Raw genomic sequence first — 23494 nt, 5'->3', positions numbered from 1 at the left:
GCGGCAGAGAACCCGTGACGGTTCACAGACCCGTAAACCAATTCGAGTCACTCGACGACAACCTCCGCCTGCAACGGAAGAATCTCACTGCACCCGCCCGCGAGTAGGGTGAACGCCCCACGCTCATTTGCCCACTGACGCTGCTGTGTGTCCCAATGCTGAAAAGCTCGCGCATCGATGTCGATGTTAACCCAGTGTTGCTGCCCCGGATCTGCGATAAGGCGCGTGAATCCAGCAAGCCAGAGAGATGGTCGATCGATCGCGCTGCGGAGTCGTTTCAGATAGATTTGAACAACCTCACTTCCGGACCGGTCGCCAATGTTCTCTACCAGCACATTGACTATCATATTCTCGCCAGCGTGAATCGAATCAGGCAACTTCAGTGAGTGATATTTCCACGCAGTGAATCCCATGCCATAGCCGAAGGGATAGGCGGGCTTACGTTGGGCCCGTACCCATGCGCGGTATCCGATATGGACGCCTTCGGAATAAACTAGCTTCCCGCTACTGGGAGCCGTTTCGAGCACTGGCACATCGCCTTCGGCGGCTGGCCATGTGGTTGGTAATCGGCCAGCAGGCTCGTGCCGTCCCAGGAGAACGTCCCCAAGCGCATCGCCGAATTCTTGCCCCGGAAACCACGCCACGATAATTGCGGGAACCTGTTCGCTCCAGGGCATCACGACCGGAGAGCCCGAATTGACGACTACGACCGTGGCGGGGTTCGCGGCGGCAACGGCACTAACTAGCTGATCTTGCCCATCAGGAAGCGCAAGGTTTTTTCGGTCGTAACCCTCTCCCTCGGCGAATGCCTTTGACCCAACGACAACGATTGCTAGATCAGCCTCCTGCGCTGCGGCTACCGCCTTGGTCGTTTCATCTGTGGTTGTCGGCTCCTGAACGCACAGCGTGATTGCAACGGACCGACAGGCGGCGTTCGGCTCATAAGTAACCGATAGACGAACCGATTCGCCGACTTGGACGTTTACGTCGACCCAAGTCGGACTAGCCAGTGCGCTTGGACTGCCATCATTGGCGGTCTGGACCACGTCTTCGCGGACGACCAGTTCATCGACAAGTATGCGATATGAGCCCGCGCTTCTGTTGGATCCGAGTCCGGTAATAGCCAGCCGATGGGACCCGCTGCTGCGCGCCGTGAACTCTGTGTTGATGACGATCCGGCCGACGTGCGGTAATGGCGGCCCGAACCAGACGAACTGCGATGTTGCCCGGCTCTCAGAAGAGAGAAGACGTCCGACGCGATCGAAGAATTCGACGGATGAACCCGGCTCAGCTGTCACAGGATTGCGCAGCTGCTCGAGTGGGATCGGCCGCAGGCTATCGTCAGTGCTATCGCGACGACCGGGACAGTAGACGACTTCCGCTATGCCGCTGAAGGCCTTCTGGAGTCCGTCTAATGCTGAAATCGTCCTCGTCGGCACGACCTGCGCAGCTCCACCCCCCTGGTGCTGTGTGTCAAGGGCATTATGACCGATCACGGCAACTTTCCGTATGGATCCATACTTCAATGGCAGCAGCTTTCCCTCATTTCGAAGCAGAACCATGGATCGTGCGGATGCCTCCCGTAATAGAGATCGACCATCGAGTTCGAATGTCTCCTGAGTCGTATTTTCGTGTGATGCGCTCAGAGCGCACACCCGCATCGCGAGGAGTAAAATGCGTCGAACCTTCTCATCAATCGTCTCGAGTAGAACCTCGCCCGAGTCGATTGCCTCTGCTAGCGCTGGACCCCAATAATCGCAAGGGCCCGGCATAGCGAGGTCGTTAGCGGAGTTCGCAGAAGCTGACGTAGACCGGATCGCGCCCCAGTCGGACACGACGACTCCGTCGAACCCCCAATCGGTTTTCAATGGTTCTTGCAAGAGTTGATTCTCCGTCATCGTACGGCCGTTTACGCTGTTATAGGCAGACATGATTAGCCATGCTCCGGCCGCGACGGCCTGCTCGAAGGGCCATAGGTACACTTCTCTGAGGGTTCGTTCGTCGACGTGCACATCGATCGTGAATCGATTCGTCTCTGACTCGTTCGCAACGTAATGCTTAGGGCAGGCGGCGATGCCACATCTTTGAAGGCCCCGAACAAAAGATGCGCCGAGGCGTCCAGTTAGAAGTGGGTCCTCGGAGAAACACTCAAAATGGCGACCACTTAGCGGACTGCGATGAAGGTTCAGGGTGGGCCCAAGGACAGCATCTACGCCCTTTCGCTTCGCCTCTTTAGCGAGGAAGGTTGCCAGGATCTCGACGAACTCTTCGTCCCATGTCGCACCCATGGCGGTCGGGCAGGGTAAACATGCCGATGGATCTCGCTCGTCCCACAGTATTCCTCTGACTCCGGCCGGTCCGTCCGCCAGTGTCATTGAACGCAGGCCAATGCTGCTGAGTGGTTTGGTACTCCAAGGGCCTTCCCCGGCGATAACAGACAGCTTGTCACGCAGTGGGAGTCGACACAGGAGCAGTTCGGCTTGCGCCTTGAACGGGTCGGGGGCGTGCGACATGCCAGAAGCTCCCTTTACAATAGGAATATCGCACAAATGAGAACATGTGCGATCTTCGTAATCCGGGAATTATATCAGCGTTCGAGTCTTTACGCAGACTACGTCTGGAACTGATATGAAGTCAAGCTTCGGGAGTGAAGAAAAATTCGTGGCGCAATCGAACAAGCATTCCGATGTTGCATGCGGTGAAATTGGGCGTGCGCGCATTTCCCCAGTGAGCAGGCCGCGCTAGCTTCGATCTTTCGTGCTTGTGACGGGTCGGCCTGATCTGGCTCGGATTCCGCGTTGTGGCTGCTGTGGTGTGGTTTCGGGCGTGGCTGGTCCCCGTTACCTAACCCCGCTCTTTCAGTAAGCGGGCAATCGGCTTGTTGATCTTGATTCTCGGGTGTGGGTTGGGCTGAGTTGGTGTGGGCAGGGGTGTTCTGCCGTTCTCGGTTGACGGCTTGTCCATTGGTGAGTTCGAAGGGATAAGGGTCGGCGGTGTTAGGCAGGCAGCGGGATTTCGCGGAGACGTGCGAAGGCTCGCGCCAGGGCGAGGGCCCAGGGCCAGTGCTCGGCGAGGCGCAGCCGGGTCCGGCGGGCGCCGCGGGTGACGCGGGCGGCGACGTGCAAGATCCGGTAGCGCCGCAGCCGCGGCTCGGCGCGGGCCAGGTCGGGTTCGCCGGCCAGTAGCCCGGTGCGCATCCAGGCGAGCAGGTCGGTGGCGGTCAGGGCGAGTTCGAGCCAGGCGGCGTTGACGTGGGCGAGCTGGGACGGGAACTTCCCGAGCCCACATTGTTTCCCGGTGCGGATGCGGTCCTCGACTCGGGCGTGCGCACGATGCCGGGCGTCGAGGAACGCCAGCTGCCCGGTCGTGGTGTTGGTGATAAATGCCTGGTAGCGCCATCCGTCGCGTTCTTCGAAGGCGTTGAGCTGGGCGCCGGGATGCGGGCGTTCGCGGCGCACGATCACCCGCATGCCGGTCGGCCAGCCGGTCAGGGTGAGCATGCCGGTGATCTCGGCGACGTCCGCGCCCTCGCGCGGATATCCGTCGGTATCGATCGCTGGGGTCCATCCGCGCCTCGGAACCCCAGCGATGGCGGTCCGCAGTGCTTCGGTGACCCGGAACCCGATGGAGTACTCCACGCCGGTGTCAGCGAGTTCGCCGACGAACCGGCGCGTCCCGCCAGCCGAGTCCGCGCGGATGAGGATCGGCTTCGTCCGCCAGGCGTCCGGCAGTTGCGCCAACGCCAACTCCAGCAGCCGCACGTGATCGCCAGCATCGTGCGCGGCAGCGTTACCCGGACGCAAGATTCCCGCCAGGGCTTCGCCGGTGTTGTCCAGAAACGCCAGCAGCGGATGGAAGCCGAATCCACCCTTGTAGTGCGGCGCCGCGCTGTCCTTCTCGCTGTGCGCCTCAACCAGCGTCGCATCCACGTCGATCACCGCATGCTCGATCATCCGGTCGGCGACCCGCGAGCCCGGCAGCTCCGTCCCGGTCCACTCGCCGCGCGCTGCCCAGGCCCGCTCCCGCGCTGCCGCCCGCGCCCGGCGCAGCCCGGCCAGCACCTGCTCGTCAACGCCGTCCAGCACGCGCCACGCCGTCGCCGTCGAGGCGACCGGGCCGTGCAGCAACCCCTGATCCGCCAGGGTGCGCAGATCGCTGATCACCGCACCACCGTCGGCGATCACCACCGCCACATCCACCGCGACCCGCCCGGGATCATGACCGCCACGACGAGACCGCGACCCCGCCAGTGCCGCCGACAACCCGCTGGTCAAACCGCTGCGATCCGCCAGCTCCCGCAGCAACGCCGTGCCCGCGTGCGACACGACCCCTCTGCCATCCACCGTCACAACCGGCAACTGCGGAGCGCGTCTCGTAGCCTTCACTCAGAAAGTGCCTCTCTCGAGGTGAACCTGGACCTCAACAAGCCCAGTTTCCCTTACAGAGCAGGCACTTTCTCCATCTCCCAGCCCGTGTCGACCACACAATCACGCAACAGCCGGGCTAGACAGCAACGCCGAAAACACCGTTTCTCTATAGACCCATCGGGGTCAGAAAGACTCGGTATCAAGGGATGCTGGTCTTATGTAATATGATCAGGTAACGTTATCCACGTTCCGATTGCATCTCACATAAAACGAGATGATCTACAAATCGGAGAACGTATGCAATTCTAGGGGCGCAACTCTGTGTTGTCAGAATTCTCGGATTGCGGGGTCCGCTGGAAAAAGTTCGTTTATCATCCTCTTGACTTCAGGATTTTACTGATGCTCGAATGGACTGAAATGAACTACGAGTATCGAGGCGGCGGTTCTGTGGTGCGAGTGGGTGTTGTGGGGACCGATAATACGCATGCGTTTTCGTTGTGTGCGTTTGTGAATGGATGGGATGAGGGCGTGGCGGTTCCGGCTCGGTTGCCAGGTGGGCGTGCTGTTCCGAATTTTTGGTTATGGGGGTCGTTGCTGCGGCGGTTGGAGGTTGAGCCGTTGTCCGGGGTGCCGTTAGAGGGTGCTCGTGTGACGGCGTTGTGGAGTGCGGATGAGAGGGAGGCCGAGTTGCTTGCCCGGGCGTGCGGGATTGAGTGTGTGTGTGAGGGTCCCGAGCAGGTGTGTGAACTGGTCGACGCGGTCATGGTGTTGAGTGAGCGGCCGGAGTCGCATTTGGAGTATGCGCGACCGGCGTTGGAGCGGGGGTTGCCGACGTTCATTGATAAGCCGTTGGCCGAGAGTGCGGAGGTGGCGCGGGAGATCGGGAGGTTGGCGGAACGGTGCAGGGCTCGCTGGTTCTCGGGGTCGGGGTTGCGGTGGTCGCCGGAGTTGCTTGCGGCACGGGATTTCGTGCGGGCGCGATGGGGGGGATGTGCGGGGGATATCGGTGGCGGTGCCGGCGGATGTAGAGCTGTATGGCATTCATGCGGTGGAGGTGGCGAATTTGTTCCTGGGGCGGGATATTGTGGCGGTGCGGGGAATGTCGGCGCCCGGGCGGCAGGTTGTGCTACTGGAGTATCGCGACGGGCGGTCGGCGGTGTTGGAGCACGTGACGTTCTTGCGGTATCCAGTGTATGTGGTGGTTATCTACAGCAACACGTGGTATCACCAGATCAGTCTTGAACCGCCGAATACTCTCCTCGCGTTGGCCCGTCAGATCGTTGATTTCTTCCGCGGTGGACCCATACCCGTCACTCCTAATGAGGCTATCGATCTCATACACATTACTGAGACAGCCAAAGAGACCTTGAGGAGTAATATTGCCACCCGATTCGGAGACGCTTGGTAATCGTCCGATGTCCGTAGTAGTAAATCCAGTGAACCAGATTCTTGTGTAAGGATTCGATATGCTAGATCTCTCCTCCGTTCGAGACACTTCCGAGTTCATCGTGGTGGTTACGGGTGCTGGTAGTGGGTTGGGGCGGGCGATCGCCCTTCGACTATTAATGGACGGATACTACTGTGTCCTGGCGGGGCTTGAGAAGAATGACCTTGAGGAGACATTAGGCTTGGCGGGCGAATATGATAGTCGGAGTGTGGTGGTGGAGTGTGATGTGCGGTCGGTGGAGGATCGGGATCGATTGATGGGATCTGTTGCCCAGTTGCCGGGTCAATTATTCGGTTTAGTGAACAATGCGGGAGTGTCGCGGGGAAATCCGTTGTTGGATGAAAGTGTTCAGGACTGGCGTGACACTATGGAGACTAATTTGGAGTCGGCGTTCTTTCTCAGCCAGGCCGCGTTCGAGTTGATGCGTTCGCACAGGGAGGGACGGGTTGTCAACATCGGTTCCATATATGGAGTACTGGGATTGAAGAACCGTACTTATGGTATGCGTGCGCCGGAAACGACGCCTGATGACAGGGGACCTGTCTATCAACCTGCCTACGCGGCAAGCAAAGGCGGATTAATTCAGTTGACACGCAGTCTGGCTGCTGCCGTCGGCCGATGGGGAATCACCGTAAATGCAATTAGCCCGGGCGCCATTCCGTGGGCTAATCAGGAACCCGAGATGCGCCCGTCCTCACCCCGTAATTCAACAACCCCGAAGAAACCTGGTCTTGGTGATGTCATCTCGCGGGACATCCTTGCCGCCATAACCGACGAGATCCCGCTCCAACGCCTCGGTCGTGTCCGTGACGTCGTAGGACCCGTCAGCTTTCTACTTTCCGACGACGCCGCCTACATCACCGGCGTCAATCTCCTCGTCGACGGCGGATTCACCACCTGGTAAACGTCGTGATTCCATAGGGTCTGTCCGGTGAGCGGTTCTGTCGCTGATTTTGTGGTTGTTCCTTATGTGGCAAGGAGAACGCGTTTGCGGAGGAGGTCGAGTCCGGCTCTGCCGTACATTTGGGCTGCCCCGTGTTTTCCGGACTGGTGAGTTTGTGTCCTTTTATGCCGCGAACTGCTGATTCAGGTATTCGTTGCGGACTTCGTGCGGAGTTTTGTATCCCAGTGCTGAATGGATTCGTCGCCGATTGTAGTGAAGTTCGATATAGCGGGCAATATCAGTCGAAGCCCTTTTTCGTGTGGGATACACCATATGATGAACGCGCTCGTTTTTGAGGCTGGCGAAGAACGACTCGGCGAGCGCGTTATCCCAACAAATCCCGGTGCGACCGAGGGAATGTCGCAAATCGAGTTCATCCAGTTTCGCGCGATATTCGGCCGATGTATATTGGGTGCCGCGATCGCTGTGCATAATACAGCCCGACTCAAGCGTGTGATTTCGTGCGGCCATGTCGAGGGCGTCGGTGACCAATTCGGTGCGCATGTGATCGGCCATCGCGTAGCCGATGACCTCGTTGTTGAAACAATCAATCACGGTCGCCAAATACAGCCAGCCCTGCCAGGTGGAAATGAACGTGATGTCGCCGACCAGCTTGGCCCCGGGCCGGTTGGCGGTGAAGTTCCGCTCGACCAGATCTGGCACGCCGTCGGGCTGTTCAGCGCTGCGGACGGTGGTGGTGCGGTACGGCTTCAGCTGCACCGTGACCAGGCCCATCTCGCGCATGAGTTGGCGGACCGTCTCGTCATCGACCCGCTCACCAGCACGGACGAGCTCGGCATGGATCCGCCGGTAACCGTAGGTGCCGCCGAAGAGGTCAAACAGTGTCTCAATCTTGGTCTTGAGCAGTTCGCGGCGCCGCTCGGTCGCCGACGGCGGCCGGCGAAACCACTCGTAGTAGCCCGATTTCGACACATCCAGCCACGCCAGCATCTGCGTCAGGGTGGGAGCGTCCGCCACATTATGGCCCTTGTTGTGCGCGTACTCGGCGGCGATGAACTCGTACTTCTCGCTCACCGCTGCTCCCTCGCAAAGTACGCTGCCGCTTTTTTCAAAAAGGACAGTTCCATCTCCTGCTCGCGCACCCGGCGACGCAGTTCGGCGAGTTCGGCACGCTCAGACAATTCCAGCGGCGGCTCGTCCCCGGCGTGATCCTCGCGGTATTTCTTCACCCAATTAGCTAGGGTCGTTTCCCCGAGACCGTACTCGCGAGCGACCTCAGCGATCGGACGCTGCCCTTCCACAACCAGCTTCGCCGCCTGCTCACGAAATTCAGGCGTGTACTTCTGATACTTCCTTGCCACGAACCAACATCCCTTCCAGAACGGACCCTATGCGGTCCACAGTCCGGGAAATAACGGGCACCCCAATTTGGCGTTTGAGCATTTGATGCGGTTGACGTGGCCTTCGGTGGGGCCGTTGCTGTAAGGCAGGGTCAATCCGGCGGTGATGGCGGGTGTGTCTTTGTCGAGGCCACGGGTGAAGGCGTGTAGGTAGGGAAGGTCGAAGGAGCGCACTGTCGTGATCCATTCCTGGAGCCGTTTGGCGTTGCCCTCACAGGGTGTGAGCAGGTCGGCGAAACCCCGGACTGCGTCGGTCAGCTCGATCATCTCGGGGCAGGCGGCGGTGAGTTCATCGCGCAGCCGTCGTTGGGTGTCGCTGAGATTGTCATCGGGTGAGGATGAGCCCGGTCAGGCCGCGTGGAGAGATCGGCGGACGGTCGGTTTCGACGCGGCCTTGGTTGATGTAACGCACCAGCAGATTCGCGCTGCCGCGGTAGCCCAGTGCTGTGATCTCGGCAAGCAGCCTGGTGACGGGGACGGCGGGATCTTCGGCACGGCGCTGACGGAGGTGTTCGCGGTAGGGATCGACCAGGGTGGGCCGGTAGGCCGGGGCGCGCACCAGCCGTTCGGGCTGGGCGATGCGCGCGTACCGTTTGACGGTGTTCAGCGACAGATTCAACCGGCGTGCGCACTCGCCCAGCCCGACACCGCGGTCGAGTAGGTCGTGGACGTATTGCCAGCGTTCGCGGGTGGTCGCTGCACGGGTGCCTTCCCGGATCGGCAGGGTGGCTTTGGCCCAGCAACCGCTGTGCGTGGCCACTTCCTTGAGCGTGGCGTCGCCGAGTCCTTTCCAGAGATGCCAGCGATCGCTAACCTGCACCGCCTGTCCGGCGCCCTGGTTGATGGCTTCGGCGTAGGCCGCTGACCCATCGCGACACACGATCCGTATCTCGGGATGGGTACGCAGCCACGTCGCCGTGGGATCGACGCGCCGGTCGGCGAGCACGTCGACGGGGCGGCGGGTGTCCATGTCGACGAGCACTGTTGCGTACCGCAGTCGCTTGCGTAGCGCGAAATCATCGACGCCCACAACGTGCACCTCGCGGCGAGGCGGGTCGGGATGGTCGCGGACCCGCCGGAGCAGCGTGTCGCGGCCGCACGTCATTCCGAGTGTCGCAGCCAGCCGTGCTCCGGCCCGTCCGGCCAGCGCTAGCCCGATGTGGGCCACCATGGTTTGCCACAACGGTGTGGCTCTGCAGTGCGGGGTGGTCACACCGGGCACCTGTTCGGCGAAGGTCGCAGCGTGACATGTTCCGTTGCTGCAGCGGAAGCGCCGTACCTCGAGGTCAATGAACACGCCAGTACCGGCCAGCGGTGCATCCGCCAGGCAACGCCGATAACGACCATGCACCAGCCGGGACGCCTTCCCGCACCAACGACAACGAGCACTAGATCCCGCAACCCTCGCGACGACAACAAGATCACCGACACGCCGCTCGACCCGCTCCACAACCAAGCCAGCAAGACGAGGCCACACCATTTGACTGTCCACAATGCACAGTCAGCACCCTAGAACACGCAAGCCCTCCAGCCCGTCAGACACGCCACAAAATCAGCGACAGAACCAGAAATCGGACAGTCCCGGTCAGGCAGGCCGCTGCGTTCGACACGGAGTGATACGTTCGGGTTGCAGTCACGAGGTGTGATCGTGAAATCCTCGGCCGGTCTTGTATCCAAGAAGTCCTGAGTCGACCATGCGGACGAGCAGCGGAGGCGGGCAGTAGTGGGGCTCGCGGAACTCGGCGTGGAGTGCTTCGGCAACGTCGAGGATGATATCGAGTCCGATCAGGTCGGCCAGTTCCAGCGGGCCCATGGGATGGGCACAGCCGAGCTTCATCGCCCGGTCGATATCCGTAGCGGAGGCGAACCCGGACTCGAACATCCTGATCGCGGACAGCACGTACGGGATCAGCAGCGCGTTGACCACAAATCCCGCCCGGTCACGGGTGCGGACGACCTGCTTCCCCAGTACAGTGCTCAAGAAGTGCTCCGCACGGGTAACGGCTTCTTGGTCGGCGACCAATGTCTCGACGAGCTCAACCAGGGGCATGCGCGTGGCGGGATTGAAGAAATGTATGCCAAGCACCCTCCCTGGGCGCGTGGTAATGCAGCCAAGCCGTGTTATCGGTATGGACGACGTATTGGACGCGAAGATCGCGTCCGGCGCTTGAACTACCTTGTCTAGGTTGGTGAAGATTTCAGTCTTCACGTCGCTGTGTTCGACGGCTGCTTCGATGACAAGTTCGCGATCGGCCAGGTCGGCTAGCTCAGTCGTGAACACGATCCGCGCGAGTATGTCGTCACGCTGGGCTTCGCTGGCGTGCTGTTTGCGAACGCTGCGGTCAAGGGACTTGGTGACCCTAGCGAGTCCGGCATCCTGCGAGCCGGCGCTTCGTACCGCCACCCGCACGTCAAGGCCTGCTCGCGCACAGATCTCCGCAATGCTCGCGCCCATGACGCCACAGCCGACGACACCAACTCGAGTGATGGTCTCGGTCATTTGGACCACCACCGAAGCAGGCAGCTGCCGATCGACATACCCCCGCCAAATCCAGCGAGTACCAGCAGGTCACCGTCGGTGAAAGCTCCTGCTTGGTTGGCTGCGTCAAGTGTGACGGGGACCGAAGCGCTGCCGACATTTCCGTACCGCTCCAGCGTGCGGTGCGTTGCGACATGGCCGAGGTCGGCTTTGGTGACGAGGTTGTCGAGCAGATTGCCGTTGGGTTGGTGTGGCACGAAATGGCTGACCTGATCGACGTCAATACCGGCGTTACGCAAGAGGCCCTCCAGTGCGGGCGGTACTTCGTCGAGCACGAAAGATGCGACGTCGCGCCCTTGCATGGTGAAGTAATGACCGCCCGAGTCGACCGTCTCGTGCGAGGTGGGGATCCGGCTACCGCCTGCGTCTACGCGGATGTATTCGTGGGCGTCGCCACGAGTGTGCATCCCACAGCTGACGATGCCGTAGTCAAACGGGACCGGCCCGATCACAGCCGCGCCGGCGCCGTCACCGAGCAGCACAGACGTTGTTCGATCGTCGAAGTTAAGAATCCGAGAGTAGAGGTCCGCCGCGATCACCAGAACGTGGGTGCCAGGGTTGAGCGCATACAGTGCGGCCGCGAGACCGATCCCGTAGGGAAAACCGCTGCAGACGACATTGATGTCGAAGCAGCCTGCTCGAGAGGCGCCGAGCGTCTCCTGGACCAACGCCGCCGTTGGTGGCTGCGGGGAGTCCGGCGTTGACGTGGACACGATGATGCAGTCGACGCGATCGACGGACACACCTGCTTGCTCCAATGCTCGCTTCGCCGCGTGCACGGCGAGATCCGATGTCGCCTCATCGGATGCGGCATAGCGGCGCTCTCGGATCTGGGTCTTCCGCTCGATCCACTCCGGTGTCACCCCCACCTTCTCTGCCACCTCCGCGTTGGTGACCACACGCTCAGGAAGATACGAGCCGGTCCCTAAGATTCCGGCGGTCTGCCCCTTGGTGAACACGCGTCCTCCACGTTTCCTTTGGCGCCGCTCTCTCGTTGCCATGCTCGCGATGCCCTTGATCAGCAAGCAGAGGACGACTTCAGGCCACCCGACGTCGTGCACCAGACCAGCAGGGCAGCCGTAGCAGGCTCCTCACTCGACCACCGCGATGAGGTCGCCTTCGTTCAGCAGGTCGCCTACTGACGCGCGCAGCGACGTCACGGTCCCCGAAGTCTCGACGGCCGCCGGTATCTCCATCTTCATCGACTCAACGACGATCACGTGGTCGCCCTTACACACAACCTGGCCTTCGGCGGCGACGACCTCGATCACATAGCCCACGATCTCGGCACGGATTTCCTCGGCCACAGATCCCCTTCCTCACGTGCCACGACGATCAAAGCGGGATGTTCCCGTGCAACCCACGCCGCGGCGGGACCGCCGCCAGTGCCTTCGCCAGGACGGATCGTGTGTCCTCGGGGGCGATCACGTCATCGACGACCCCAATCGAGAGCGCCCTGGCGATGCCGCCCGAGGTCTGTTCGTGCTCGGCAATCCATCGCGCTAGCACCTCCTCGCGTTGATCGTCCGGAATCTCGGCCAGTTCCTTGCGGCGCATGATCCCGACCGCCGCCCGCGCTCCCATCACGGCGACCTCCGCATCCGGCCACGCGAAGACGTTCGTGGCAGCCAACGCGCGGCAGTTCATCGCGATATACGCGCCGCCATAGCACTTCCGCACGACGAGGGTCACGCGAGGTACCACCGCCTCAGCGAACGCATACAGCAGCTTGGCGCCTCTCCTGACGACCCCGCCCCATTCCTGACCAACACCGGGCAGATAGCCAGGGACATCGACCAGCACCACCAACGGCACGCCGAAGCTGTCACACATGCGGACGAACCGTGCTGCCTTCTCCGCGGCGACGGAGTCGAGGCAGCCACCCTTCCGGATCGGGTTGCTCGCGATGACGCCAACGGTGTGGCCGGCTAGTCTGCCGAGACCGACGACCACATTGGGCGCCCACCGGGATTGGAACTCCTCGAACGGATCGTCCGTGTTCTCCGCGTCGAGAATGTTGCGAACGAGCGGCTTGATGTCGTACGCCCGGCGTTTTCGCTCCGGCAAGAACGCACGCAGATCCCGCGGTTCGCTCACCGCATCCGGACTGAACTCGCCCGGACGAGCGAGTAGATCGGTGATCTTCCGAGTGCGCCACAAGGCATCATCCTCCGATGACGCCACCACATGCACGACGCCTGACTTCTTGCTGTGCGCTTCGGGACCACCAAGACCCTCCATGTCGATCCGCTCACCGGTAACCTCGCGCACCACGCCTGGACCGGTAATGAACACCCGGCCCGCGGGCGCCATGATGATCACGTCTGTCAGCGCTGGGCCATACGCCGCCCCGCCCGCGGCTGGTCCGAGGATCACCGAAAGCTGCGGCACACGTCCCGATGCGTTGATCATCGCAGCGAACACCCGAGCCACCGCGTCCAACGACGCCACACCTTCGGATATCTGCGCCCCACCGGAGTGCCACAGCCCTATTACCGGGCAGTCTTCATGCAAAGCTGTCTCGATGGCGTCAACGATGTGCTCGCATCCTGTGACACCCAGCGCACCACCCCTTGTGTTGACATCGGTGCAGTAGGCCGTCACCTGCGCACCGTTGATTCGGCCCCGGACCGCGACCACGCCGCTGTCGTCCGGAGGATGCAGCGGCTCGATCGAGGCGGAGTCCAAAAGACCGGCGAGCCTATCGCGGGGCAATGGATGTTTGTTGACCGTGGAGCTTTTCGTCTCCGACGTCGAAGTCATTCACACTCTCCCACCGCGCAAAGCAGCGCTATACAGGTCAATTGAAATGCTTTCGCAGCTTTGCCAGGGATTCCCTATGCACAAATCGCCCTGAGCGTCAGGCGTTCCGGACGAGCTGCACGCGTTCCCCCATCTCGGCGCGCAGTTCTGGATCGGTCACACCAAGCCCTTCCTTCGGAGCCAGGCATAGCACACCCACCTTGCCGATGTGCTGATTGAGCTGCACCAGCCGGGTTGCTTCACCGACCTGGTCGAGCGGATAGACGGTCGAGAGCATCGGCACGACCCGCCCCATTCCGATGAGCCGGTTGGTCTCCCATTGCTCCTGCAGGTTCGCCACGTGGCTGCCGACGATGCGCTTGAGCTTCATCCAGAGATAGCGGTTGTCGTACTGGTGCGCGTATCCCGTGCTCGAACCACACGTCACGACGGTCCCACCGCGCCGTACGACGAACACCGAGATGCCGAACGTGGCCTTCCCGACATAGTCGAAGACGACATGCGGCTCCGTGCCCGTTTCACGTCGGATGATCGCGCCCAACCGCTTGCCGATCTCCACTGTCTGTGCTGGATCGTCACCGTTGTAGTCGGCAAATCCGAGCTCTTCCCGGTTGATGATGAGGTCGCATCCCAGGTTGCGAAGCACACGAGCTTTCCGCTCCGAGCTGACCACCCCGACGGCGATGCCCCCGCCGTTACGGACGTACTGCACCGCGTATCCGCCGAGCCCTCCCGTCGCTCCCCAGACGAGAACGACGTCTCCTTGCTTTATCCGGGCGGCGTGCTCCCCGACGAGCATGCGATAGGCTGTGCCCGCACACAGCGTGTTGCACGCGGCCTCTTCCCAGGTGAGGTGCGCAGGCTTCGGAATCAGCTGGCTCGCCCGCAAGATCGTGTAATGGGCCAGCGCACCGAAGTTGGTCTCGAACCCCCACGCGAGTTGACGGGACCCCATCATGCCGTCCGCGTGCGTGCCTGGTTCCTGATCATCGACGTAGGCGGGACTGGCGACTACGTGGTCTCCTACCTGCCAATGCCGGACGCCGCTTCCCAACCGCACGATGACACCCGCAGCATCGGAGCCCACGACTTGATATGGCTGGTCGTGCCGCGCCTCCCACACCCCCTGCTTGCCGAACTGCGCCAGGAAACGGAACGTGGGAATCGGCTCGAACATGGCCGACCACACGGTGTTGTAGTTGATGGAGCTGGCCATCACGGCCACGAGAACCTCGTCCGGCGCCAGATCCGGCATCGGCACCGGCCCGACATGCAATGACCTGCGGACATCCTTGTCAGCCGTGTCGGCGAACATGTCGACGTCCTCACGGCGCAAATGAGCCGCGATGTATTCGTCCGGAGTTGGACGCTGTTCGAGCTCGCTGCCGGAAGCACCGGCTAGAACAGCTTCGGAAAGCTCATCGGTAACCACGCGCACCTCTCCACCGGTCACGTCGACACTTGTCACTGACATGCTCATGGTCATTAATCGAGTGCCCGTTCAGCAGAGGTCGACTTACAGCCCGCCGGTCGCAATGGCATCTGCTTATGTCCACCTTGGTTGCCGATATCCCAAAATCGAATACACTGGTACATGTGCTCAGCCCGACGTCGATTCTTCGCGCGGCACGCGCCGCAAATGGATCAGCCGAGCCCGCGCATGGAGTTGGCCGGCACATGAGCAGGCGCCCGATACCCCGGCTGACGATATGGCCGCAATACCGTCACCGGCTCTCCGGAGCAATCCGGTCTCGCATAAAGTGACACTGGGAACTTCGAGTAGTTCACCGAGGACACCGCGCTTCTCGGCGACGTTGTTCCGGTGCACGCTCCCCTTTCCACACGATTCGTCTGCGCGGACACCGCCGGAGAAAACCCAGCTTCGGGATAGAGCGTCACCGTGCCTACCGAATCGGACGCATCAACCGCGGTGGCATAAGCGAGCACGAAGGCGAGAAACGCACACATCAGCAGTAAACGATTCGACATCGTCATGTTCCGCGTTTGAGCGTTCGCATCGGGGTCTCGCCGTATCGACGGCGATACGCGGCATACGTCTGACCTTTGACCGGTAGTCGCCACTTGGCCATGACCTCGCTGACGGTGACGTCATCCGGGTGGGCGGCTCGGAGTTCGTCGTGCACGCGTCGCAGCCGGATGTCGTGCAGTACCTGCTGGAACGTCGTACCGAGCTGAACGTGGAATCCGCGCTGCAGGCTGCGCGCGCTCACGGCTACCTGCTCGGCCAGTCCCATCACGGTGTGCGGCCGTTCGGGAGAGCTCTCGAGCAGGGCGACGGCGTGATCCACTTCTCTGGAGGTCGCCGGGCTCGGGACCGCATTGAGCTGATCACTGTAGTTGTGCTGATGACCAAGTAGCAGCTCGGTGATCAGCATGCGCTCGAACGCCCTCCCGACTGCCTCGTTGTCGAACAGCCCTCGCTCCCGATCCAACTGCGCCGCGAGATGCCGGAGCGCGTTACTCACACATGCACCGGCACCATGGGTGGTGTCCATCTTCCGCTCGAATCGCAGCGGGTTCCGCACACAGTCACCGAGCAGACTCGCGAGCCGCGCCTCCACGGCGCTGCGCTCGATCCGGACAATCAGCTTCGCGCAGCCGCTGTGCCAGTGGACCGGAACGTCGTCACCAGGTGAGATCACCAGCGCGACCGCCGGGGTCGACAGGAACCGATCGCTGTCACGTCCGATCGTGCTGGTGCCGGTCAACGGGAGGTGGATCGCGAAATAGGTACTCGCCGAATCCGGCCGCATCACGACTTCCGTGCCGTAGGTGAGGAAGCTGATCGAGACGTCGGTCAAACGGTGCGTATGGAACTTGGCGTCAAGTGAGTTCGATGCGTCGACGGTGGTGAGGCGGTGTGGACCGAGAATCCGGCCTACCATGTCGTTCACATACGTCGATTCCATTGAGTGAAACAGTTTGTAGCGATGCAGTGGAAGACGTGCCATCTCGGCTCCTCAACTCCTCGCGGTTGTTGCCATCAACAGCAAGTTGCACGTCGCCAGCGCTGGCTTTGTGACAACCGAACCCCTCGATCGTGCCCAGGTTCGCCCTAATGGAGCAGCCGAGCACTAACAGAACGGCCCCCTTGTTTTGTCCAGTAAACAGTGGGTATCATTTACCGCCTGTCACTAACGCACTACAGATGGGGGCGGTAGGCAGATGCCGGGCCAAGACTTCATCAACTTCTATCGTCATCACTACGCCTGGACCACGCGGTATGCGTCCTCGCTTAACGACAACCTGGACGCCGACGAGCTCGCACAGGTCGCGCTGGTGAGCGCCTGGATGAACTGGGAGGCCTTCAATCCCAGGAAGCCGCGCGCATGGCTCAAGACGGTCGTCAAGAACGCCGCGGTCGACGAACTGCGCAGACAACAACGCAGACCCGTTGACGGGGATGTCGACGTGGAGGCGGCGTTGCTCGTTGCCACGCGCAAGGACGACCCTGCGGAGCAGGCCGTGCGAGCAGAACGTCGAGAGCAGGTGCGAGCACTCTTGCGCGAGCTTCCCCAGCAGGACCGCGAGATACTCGAGCGAAGGTTCTTCGATGAAGCCAGCTACGAGGTGCTCAGCCAAGAGTTCGGCATCAGCTACAACACTGCGCGCCAACGAGTCCACCGAGCGAAGGAAAAGCTCATGGAGCTCGCCAAGAAGCGGCGCATCACGTGTATCGCGCTACCGGTGACGCTGAGCGGTGTGTTCGGTTCCCTTCGGCGAGCGTGGATGACGGCGCCGACCGGACTCGCGACGACCGCAGGCGCCATCGTGTTCGCCGTCGGCTACGGAACGGGCATCTTCGGCCCTGAGACCAACACGGACTCAGACGTGACAATGCGACCTCCCAGCGCGTTCACTCCGTCAACGCCGTCGACAGGACGAGCGGACCCTAACGGGGGATCCGCCGTCCCATCGACAGGCACATCAGCCGCGACTCCGCCATCTGTGCCTGCCCCGGTGCCGGACGATGAGAGCGCTCCCCCACCACGATCGCCGATGACGGTGTCTGTCGACGTCCCACCGCCCGACACCGGACCTGGCAAGAAGCAGTCGCACGACATCAGGGTCCCGACACCGGCGGGCGAGGTCAGGACCGACAACGAGCTCTACTCAACGGGCCCGCTGGTCGGTCCTGCTTGTGACTCGGACCCGCTGCTGCCAGCTGATGTCGCGTGCCCACGTGAACGTTCCGACGGTTAAATGGGCACACAGACGTAGGTTCTGACCATCACGGTCGGGTCCAGACCTACCCCGGTCTTCATGCATAGCGTCGACCATGGGTACGGCTGGCAGTACGGCCCGACCTCGTGGGTCCCCGTCGCGGTCCCGCTGACCTTCGCTCCCACACAAACCGGGTCGGCCTGCGCCGGTGCGGCGAGCGCGACACCAAGGGCGGCGAGCACTGCGCTCGTGCCCAGCAATGCAAGACAACGTTGCAACGTGCGGTACATGGTTGCTCCTCTCGACGTGCACTTACGCCGAGAAGCACGCACCGAATCCGGTTGTTGTGACCGCGCGGGCAGGAAGTTGGCGTGATGGGTCGCATCATTGACGCCATCGAGAGGAAACCGCCGACTGGACTACGACGAGCCGACCGCGCCGCCACAGGAAATCAGACCGCACAGTAGCCATATATCCGAAAAGCGGATTTCAGATTCGTGTCGCAATTCCGGACAGTGATCGGGCTGCCAACTGTCTGTCGGGTTCTGTAGCGGTGAGAACTGCGGTAACCTCACGCGTATCGTTCTCCGAAACGAATGGCCATAATGGTTCCCAGTCGAGGGGCGGTTACGTGAAATTCCTTGTCGACACCGGAATATCCACGGCGGTGTGCGTGCAGTTGCGGGCGGCAAGCCACGACGCGGTGCACATCGACGAATTCGCCGCTGGCGACCGCTATCCGTCTGTCCTCGCTACCGCGGCTGAGCACGGCAGGGTGGTGATCTCACGGGACCACACGCTCGACATCGAACGACAGACGAGCCGGTATCCCACCCCGCCGATCGTCCTGGTGCAAGAACTTCATGAAGACCCGAACATTTTTGCCACCTACCTGTCGAGAGCGCTGAAAGCCCTGCGGGACGACTTCGTCTCCCAGGCGACGATTACCTACATTCACAGCGAAGGCATCTCGTACGGAGGAATTCCCGTCTTCCTCAACTCCGATGACGGCCCCACACCCTGACAGCCATTACAGCCCCAGCAGCTTCCTCAGCTCCCGAACATGTCGCCGAGAGACCTCCACCCGACTGCGGCGATGGTCATCCATCACCAGCACGAGGGCACCCTTGAAATCAGGCCGCAGTTCGCGCACGTGGTCCAGGTTCACCAGATACGACCGGTGGGTCCGGTAAAAGTGACCGCGGAGCCTGCGCTCCAGCTCATTCAGCGAGTAGCTCACCAACACTCGCTCCCCCGCCAGCTGCAGATACGAGTACCCGCGCGCTGCGGTGGCGAAGATGATCGACGACGCGTCCACCAACACAGTGCGGTCGCCCTGCTGCACCGGAATCCGGGCCAACGGCTCCGCAGGCGGCGCCGGGGCAGCCGACGACCCCGGTGCCGCGGGGACGCCATGTGCGGGCGTCGACTCGCTGTCGGCGTCCCCCTGCCCTGGCGCGAGCGCCCGGGTCAGCGCCCTGCCGAGACGCTCGGCGTCGAACGGTTTGACCAGGTAGTCGGCCGCGTCGAGGTCAAAGGCGTCCGGTGCGTAGTCGGGATAGGCTGTGGTGAAGATGACCTTCGGCGGGTTCGACCCTGACCGCAGCGCCTCCGCTACCTCGATGCCGGTGCCGCCGGGCATCCTGATGTCGAGCAGCACGATGTCGTAGTCGAGCGAGCGCAGCAGGGTGAGCGCTTCCTCGGCGTTGGTGGCCTCCCCCACGACTTGCACCTGGTCGAAGCCGCCGAGGAGGTAGCGCAGCTCCGCCCTGGCTGGTGCCTCGTCGTCCACTATCAGGCAACGGGCGCGCACTCGATCACCTCAACGGAATCTGCAGCTCGACAACGGTACCGCCACCGTCGTGCGATTGGATGTCGAGACGATAGCGCTCGCCATACAACACCTCCAAACGCTGCGAGATGTTGCTAAGCCCCACTCCCCCGTTCGCCGCATCACCCGAGGTCACGCGGTCGAGCACCTCCTGCGAGATGCCGACACCGTCGTCGGCGACGCGGATCGACGTCGTCCTGGTCAGCGGGTCGACCCTGGCCTTGAGCGACACGGTCCCGCCGTCGACCTTGTCCGCGATTCCGTGCTTAACGGCGTTCTCCACCAGTGGCTGGACGGTCAGCACCGGAACGTTCGCGGTGAGCACCTGCGGGTCGATGTCGTACCGGACGTTGAGCCGGTCGCCGTAGCGGGCTTGTTCCAGCGACACATAGGTGCGCACGAAGTAGTACTCCTGCCCGAACTCGACCAGCTGCCCCTCTTGGCGCACGGCGTAGCGGAAGAAGTCCGACAGCCGCAACAGCAGCCGCCGTGCCTCTTCCGGGTCGGTGCGCGCCTTGGAAGCGATGGTGTTGAGCGTGTTGAACAGGAAATGCGGGTTGATTTGTGCCCGCAGCGCGTCGAGCCGCGCGTCGACGGCGAGTTTGCGCTCCCGGTCCAGCTCGGCCAGTTCGAGGTGCAGCGACAGAATCCCGGCGAGCCCTTCGACCAGCTCGCGGGACGGCGGCACCTCATCCAGTCGATACACCTTGAGCGTGCCGACGACACGTTTCCCGATGGACAGCGGCGCGAGCACCGCACTGCGCAGCGGACAGTCCGGCTCGGGGCAGCCCAGTTTCGCCTTGTTGCGCACGACCGTGGTCTTGCCGCGCGCCAATACCCGGGACGCCGACTCGGTCTGCGGCGCGTCGCCGACGGTGTGGTGGTCAGAGCCGGGCCCCACGAACGCCAGCACCCGTTCCTGATCGGTGATCGCGACCGCGTCCCCGCCGAGCAGCGGGTGCAGAAGTGCGACGGCGCGTTCGGCCGCCTCCGTGGTCAGCCCGGACCGCAGCGGCATGGAACGCCCGACGGCGGCGATGGTGCGGCCGTGCCTGCCAGCCTGGCGCGGCGGCCGAGGTTTGCGCGGCCCCCGCAGCGCGGACGGATAGCCGATGGTCAGCGCCACGGTGAGCGCGACGCCGATCAGCACGGTGACGCCAACTTCGAGTGGCGGGTCCGGCACGCGCTGGGTCACCAGATACACCAGTCCCCAGGCGAGGACCATCGCGCCTGCCAGCGGCAGACTTCCCTTGCTCATCGTCTCCTACTCTCCCCGACTCCCGCGATCGTCAACCGCGCCAACCGCGCCGCACGCCGATCGGCCGCTGTGCCGTGCAGCCGCAACCACAGCCTGTCCAAGTCCTTCGGCGTCGAGGTACGCAGCGACACCACCACCGTCACCAGCGTGGCCAGCGGCGCCGCCACGATCGTCGGCGCGAGCAGGATCTCTCCGACGCCCTGGTCCGTGACCAGACTGGCGCTGGCGAACATGCCGATCGCGGTCACCGCGCCGGTGATCATGCCGGCACCCGCGCCGCGCGACGTCGTCTTGCGCCACCAGATCGCCAGGATGAACACCGGCGCCAGCGCCGAGCCCGCCAGCGCGAACGCCCAGGTCACCATGGTAGCCACGATCGAAGGGAACAGCGCGGTCAGCGAGTCGGGCCGCAGCCCCAGCGCCAGCGCGGCCGAGAACACGGCGACGACGATCACCGCGCCACGACCGGCCCACACCGCCTGCCGCTGGCTGGCCCTGGGGTTGATGTGGCGCTCGTAGACGTCGTGGCCCCACGACGCCGCCGACGCGAGCAGCAGCCCCGCGATGGTCGACATGACGGCGATCAGCGCGCCGATGGCGATGAACCCCAGCCCCGCCTCACCGCCGTAGATCCGACCGAGCACGAGCGGTGCGTGTTCGGGCACGCGCAGCACGCCGTCCACGGTGAGCTCGGCCAGCCACGGGCGTCCCTCGACGGACTTCGCGATCAGCGAGCGGGATGCCGTGCCGAGCAGCACCGCGAGGGTGTAGAAGAGGCTGGCGAAGCCGAGCACCCACACCGTTGTCATGCGCGCGGCGGTGCCGGTGGGGCTGGTGAAGTAGCGGTTCATGATGTGCGGCAGGCCCGCGGTGCCCATCACGAGCGTCACCATCAGCGTGAGCTGCCCGAACGGCCCGTAGCGCCCGCCGGGTTCGCCGAACGTCGCGGATTCGCCGGAGTCGAGCCGGTTGGGTTCGGTCGCCAGTCCCCACTCGCCGCCGGCGTATTCGGGGTTGGCGAGCGGTTCGGAGTCCAGTTCGGACACGGCGTCCGGGTAGCTGAAGCCGGAACCGAGCACCGCAACGGCGAGCCAGATGAACGCCGCGAGCAGCAGCAGGAACTGCACGGCCTGGGTCCACGTCGTGCCGCGCATCCCGCCGAGCACGACCAGCGCGGTGATGGCGACCGTGGAGAGCACGACACCGGTGGCATACGGCGTCAGGCCAAGCACGCCCTCGCCGACGAGCAACTCCCAGGTGATGCCGCTGCCGACGGCCTGTGGCACGAGATACGACAGTATGATCAGCTGCACCACGCAGACCGCGATGAGCCGGATGCGGTCGGAGCCGAGTCTGCGACCGAGGAAGTCCGGGATGGAGAACTCGCCGAACCGTCGCAGCGGGGCCGCGACGAACAGCAGCACGGGCACAAACCCGGCGGCGAATCCGGTCGCGTACCAAACACCGTCCAATCCGGACACATACACGGCCGCGGCGACACCGAGGAACGAGGCGGCGGAGAAGTAGTCGCCGCAGATCGCGCAGGCGTTGGTGGCGACGCCGACTCTGCGTCCAGCGAGGTAGAACTCCAGGGTGGACGCCCTGCCGGGCCGCAGGACGAGGGCGAGCACGGCCACCGCGAGCAACAACACCGCGAGCGCGATAACGCTGGCGACCGTCATGCGTCGTCACTCTCGTCGGCCGGCTCCCGCTCCTGCGCGCCGAGCATCCGCTCCTCAACCCCGTTCGACAGCGTCGCGGCGGCCGCCGCCAGCGCGAAGAAGAACACGTACAGTCCGAACGCCGCCATGACGAAGCTCGGGCTCATCCCGCCGATCAGTCTGCCGCCGGACCACCAGTCGACGGTCAGCGTCAGCACCGGCATCCCGACCACGACGGCGAGGAACACGACGAAGTGTCCGACGGCGACCTTGCGCACCGTGCGGAAGGACGCGTCGACGTCGGCGGGCATGTCGTAGTCGTCGCCGATGTCGGCGACCCACTGGGGATCGTCGTCGTTCAACGGCGAAGGAGCACCGGTATCGCGCACATCATGACCCTAGTCAGCGGGAGGGCACCCCGGAACAGCACCGCAACGGCGACGACGCGGTGGTCGCCGTCCGGTTCTGGCTGGCCCAGGGCTACTCCCGTGCCGTTCCGGCGGCGCGGATCTTCATCGCCGAACGCAGCAGCACGATCGCGCCACCCCCGACGAGCACCAGGCCGATGCCCGGGAGCAGCTTGCCCCAGGCGTCGGTGCCCGCGCTGATCTGCAGCATCCTGAGAAGCTGCCAGCACACGATCAGTGCTGCTGCGACCCCCGGCACTACGGCGTGGACGAAGGCCACTCGACGTCGCGGGATGAGGGCGCCCGCGATCGCGAGGAAGCCCGCGCACAACGTCCACAACCCCGCGCCAGCGGCACCGGACAGGCTGCCGACGGGCGTCGACACCCAGGGCATCGGCGAACCCACCACCATGAGCAGTCCACCAAGGATCATCCCACCACTGCCCACGTGCATGATCCGCCGACGAGCCGGGCGAGTCCTGTCCGCTGCGATAACCGACGACATGCCCCGCAGACTAGAAGTGACGAACGCCACGTCGACAGCCTCCGTTCCCCAACGGTCCGCTCCCGCTCCCCGGCGGCGTCTACGGCGCCGCGAGCGGCCCACACTGTGCTCCGGATCACGTTCGGCCGGCACTGCGACCGTTCGGGAACCCAACCCAGCCACCGGGGCGACCTTCCTTGATCTTGCCCGCGACCTGGCGTTGCGCTAAGCGCGCGAAAGGCTCGAAA

Annotated in this window: 21 protein-coding genes and 1 pseudogene; 5 read left to right on the top strand and 17 right to left on the bottom strand. The window is 63.2% G+C overall.

Going from position 1 to position 23494, the window contains the following annotated elements; genetic code table 11:
- Positions 1-47: 47 nt before the first annotated feature.
- Together ACFQGD_RS12535 and ACFQGD_RS12530 are read right to left on the bottom strand one after the other, a co-directional pair.
- Positions 48-2375, bottom strand: coding sequence for a glycoside hydrolase family 3 C-terminal domain-containing protein (locus ACFQGD_RS12535; protein ID WP_390221145.1), 2328 nt, complete (start codon positions 2373-2375; stop codon positions 48-50).
- A 621-nt stretch (positions 2376-2996) separates the two neighbouring features.
- On the bottom strand, positions 2997-4385 hold the full coding sequence (locus ACFQGD_RS12530; RefSeq protein ID WP_345398995.1) for an IS1380 family transposase: 1389 nt from the start codon (positions 4383-4385) through the stop codon (positions 2997-2999).
- A gap of 381 nt (positions 4386-4766) precedes the next feature.
- Between ACFQGD_RS12530 and ACFQGD_RS12525 the strand changes: the two are divergent.
- The 3 genes and pseudogenes from ACFQGD_RS12525 to ACFQGD_RS12515 all read left to right on the top strand — a co-directional run.
- A pseudogene (locus ACFQGD_RS12525) lies at positions 4767-5261 on the top strand (Gfo/Idh/MocA family oxidoreductase); the annotation flags it as partial.
- Between the two features lie 112 nt (positions 5262-5373).
- Positions 5374-5775, top strand: a complete 402-nt coding sequence (locus ACFQGD_RS12520; RefSeq protein WP_345398998.1) for a hypothetical protein — start codon at positions 5374-5376, stop codon at positions 5773-5775.
- Positions 5776-5833: 58 nt separating this feature from the next.
- Complete coding sequence (locus tag ACFQGD_RS12515; RefSeq protein ID WP_345399001.1) at positions 5834-6718, top strand: SDR family NAD(P)-dependent oxidoreductase; 885 nt, start codon at positions 5834-5836, stop codon at positions 6716-6718.
- A 162-nt stretch (positions 6719-6880) separates the two neighbouring features.
- Here ACFQGD_RS12515 and ACFQGD_RS12510 read toward each other — a convergent pair.
- The 9 genes from ACFQGD_RS12510 to ACFQGD_RS12470 all read right to left on the bottom strand — a co-directional run bounded on the left by ACFQGD_RS12510 (position 6881) and on the right by ACFQGD_RS12470 (position 16392).
- Positions 6881-8079 (bottom strand): IS3 family transposase gene (locus tag ACFQGD_RS12510; RefSeq protein WP_345398863.1). Its coding sequence is split into 2 segments (ribosomal slippage): positions 6881-7821 and positions 7821-8079, totalling 1200 coding nucleotides; the frame shifts between segments, so codons are not numbered across the junction.
- 27 nt (positions 8080-8106) lie between these two features.
- Entirely contained in the window at positions 8107-8418 is a 312-nt protein-coding gene (locus ACFQGD_RS12505) for a transposase (protein WP_390221144.1), read from the bottom strand.
- 25 nt (positions 8419-8443) lie between these two features.
- Positions 8444-9598 carry an ISL3 family transposase gene (locus ACFQGD_RS12500; protein WP_390221047.1) on the bottom strand — a complete coding sequence of 385 codons (1155 nt, stop codon included), beginning with the start codon at positions 9596-9598 and terminating at the stop codon, positions 8444-8446.
- Between the two features lie 153 nt (positions 9599-9751).
- Positions 9752-10618 carry a 3-hydroxybutyryl-CoA dehydrogenase gene (locus ACFQGD_RS12495; protein WP_345399123.1) on the bottom strand — a complete coding sequence of 289 codons (867 nt, stop codon included), beginning with the start codon at positions 10616-10618 and terminating at the stop codon, positions 9752-9754.
- Positions 10615-11616, bottom strand: coding sequence for a 3-oxoacyl-ACP synthase III family protein (locus tag ACFQGD_RS12490; RefSeq protein ID WP_345399126.1), 1002 nt, complete (start codon positions 11614-11616; stop codon positions 10615-10617). The genes ACFQGD_RS12495 and ACFQGD_RS12490 overlap by 4 nt, the downstream gene beginning before the upstream one ends.
- A 132-nt stretch (positions 11617-11748) precedes the next feature.
- On the bottom strand, positions 11749-11964 hold the full coding sequence (locus ACFQGD_RS12485; RefSeq protein ID WP_345399129.1) for a biotin/lipoyl-binding carrier protein: 216 nt from the start codon (positions 11962-11964) through the stop codon (positions 11749-11751).
- A gap of 28 nt (positions 11965-11992) precedes the next feature.
- Complete coding sequence (locus tag ACFQGD_RS12480; RefSeq protein WP_345399132.1) at positions 11993-13420, bottom strand: acyl-CoA carboxylase subunit beta; 1428 nt, start codon at positions 13418-13420, stop codon at positions 11993-11995.
- A gap of 97 nt (positions 13421-13517) precedes the next feature.
- Positions 13518-14894, bottom strand: a complete 1377-nt coding sequence (ccrA, locus tag ACFQGD_RS12475) for a crotonyl-CoA carboxylase/reductase (protein WP_345399135.1) — start codon at positions 14892-14894, stop codon at positions 13518-13520.
- A 517-nt stretch (positions 14895-15411) separates the two neighbouring features.
- Positions 15412-16392, bottom strand: coding sequence for an AraC family transcriptional regulator (locus ACFQGD_RS12470; RefSeq protein ID WP_345399138.1), 981 nt, complete (start codon positions 16390-16392; stop codon positions 15412-15414).
- A 214-nt stretch (positions 16393-16606) separates the two neighbouring features.
- Here ACFQGD_RS12470 and ACFQGD_RS12465 point away from each other — a divergent pair, with 214 nt between their 5' ends.
- Positions 16607-17644 carry a sigma-70 family RNA polymerase sigma factor gene (locus ACFQGD_RS12465; protein WP_345399141.1) on the top strand — a complete coding sequence of 346 codons (1038 nt, stop codon included), beginning with the start codon at positions 16607-16609 and terminating at the stop codon, positions 17642-17644.
- On the opposite strand, the gene ACFQGD_RS12460 is transcribed toward ACFQGD_RS12465, so the two are convergent.
- Positions 17641-17895, bottom strand: a complete 255-nt coding sequence (locus tag ACFQGD_RS12460) for a hypothetical protein (protein ID WP_345399144.1) — start codon at positions 17893-17895, stop codon at positions 17641-17643. The two genes, ACFQGD_RS12465 and ACFQGD_RS12460, sit on opposite strands and share 4 nt — an antisense overlap.
- Positions 17896-18236: 341 nt before the next feature.
- Here ACFQGD_RS12460 and ACFQGD_RS12455 point away from each other — a divergent pair, with 341 nt between their 5' ends.
- The gene (locus tag ACFQGD_RS12455; RefSeq protein ID WP_345399147.1) at positions 18237-18629 is read left to right on the top strand and encodes a DUF5615 family PIN-like protein; all 393 of its coding nucleotides are present in this window, start codon (positions 18237-18239) and stop codon (positions 18627-18629) included.
- A 6-nt stretch (positions 18630-18635) separates the two neighbouring features.
- Here the strand turns inward: ACFQGD_RS12455 and ACFQGD_RS12450 are convergent, their stop codons facing one another.
- The 5 genes from ACFQGD_RS12450 to ACFQGD_RS12430 all read right to left on the bottom strand — a co-directional run bounded on the left by ACFQGD_RS12450 (position 18636) and on the right by ACFQGD_RS12430 (position 23267).
- A complete protein-coding gene (locus ACFQGD_RS12450; RefSeq protein WP_345399150.1) occupies positions 18636-19418 on the bottom strand; it encodes a LytR/AlgR family response regulator transcription factor in 783 nt (260 codons plus the stop codon).
- 4 nt (positions 19419-19422) lie between these two features.
- Positions 19423-20694 carry a histidine kinase gene (locus ACFQGD_RS12445; protein ID WP_345399153.1) on the bottom strand — a complete coding sequence of 424 codons (1272 nt, stop codon included), beginning with the start codon at positions 20692-20694 and terminating at the stop codon, positions 19423-19425.
- A complete protein-coding gene (locus ACFQGD_RS12440) occupies positions 20691-22376 on the bottom strand; it encodes a sodium/solute symporter (protein WP_345399156.1) in 1686 nt (561 codons plus the stop codon). The genes ACFQGD_RS12445 and ACFQGD_RS12440 overlap by 4 nt, the downstream gene beginning before the upstream one ends.
- Complete coding sequence (locus ACFQGD_RS12435) at positions 22373-22744, bottom strand: hypothetical protein (protein WP_345399159.1); 372 nt, start codon at positions 22742-22744, stop codon at positions 22373-22375. Before ACFQGD_RS12435 ends, ACFQGD_RS12440 begins: the two co-directional genes overlap by 4 nt.
- Positions 22745-22835: 91 nt before the next feature.
- Positions 22836-23267 (bottom strand): hypothetical protein, encoded by a 432-nt coding sequence (locus ACFQGD_RS12430; RefSeq protein ID WP_345399162.1) that lies wholly within the window; start codon positions 23265-23267, stop codon positions 22836-22838.
- Between the last annotated feature and the right edge of the window lie 227 nt (positions 23268-23494).

The sequence above is a fragment of the Haloechinothrix salitolerans genome (genome assembly GCF_042662605.1).
Classification (GTDB): Bacteria; Actinomycetota; Actinomycetes; order Mycobacteriales; family Pseudonocardiaceae; genus Haloechinothrix_A; species Haloechinothrix_A salitolerans.
This window is presented reverse-complemented; position numbering and strand designations above follow the sequence as displayed.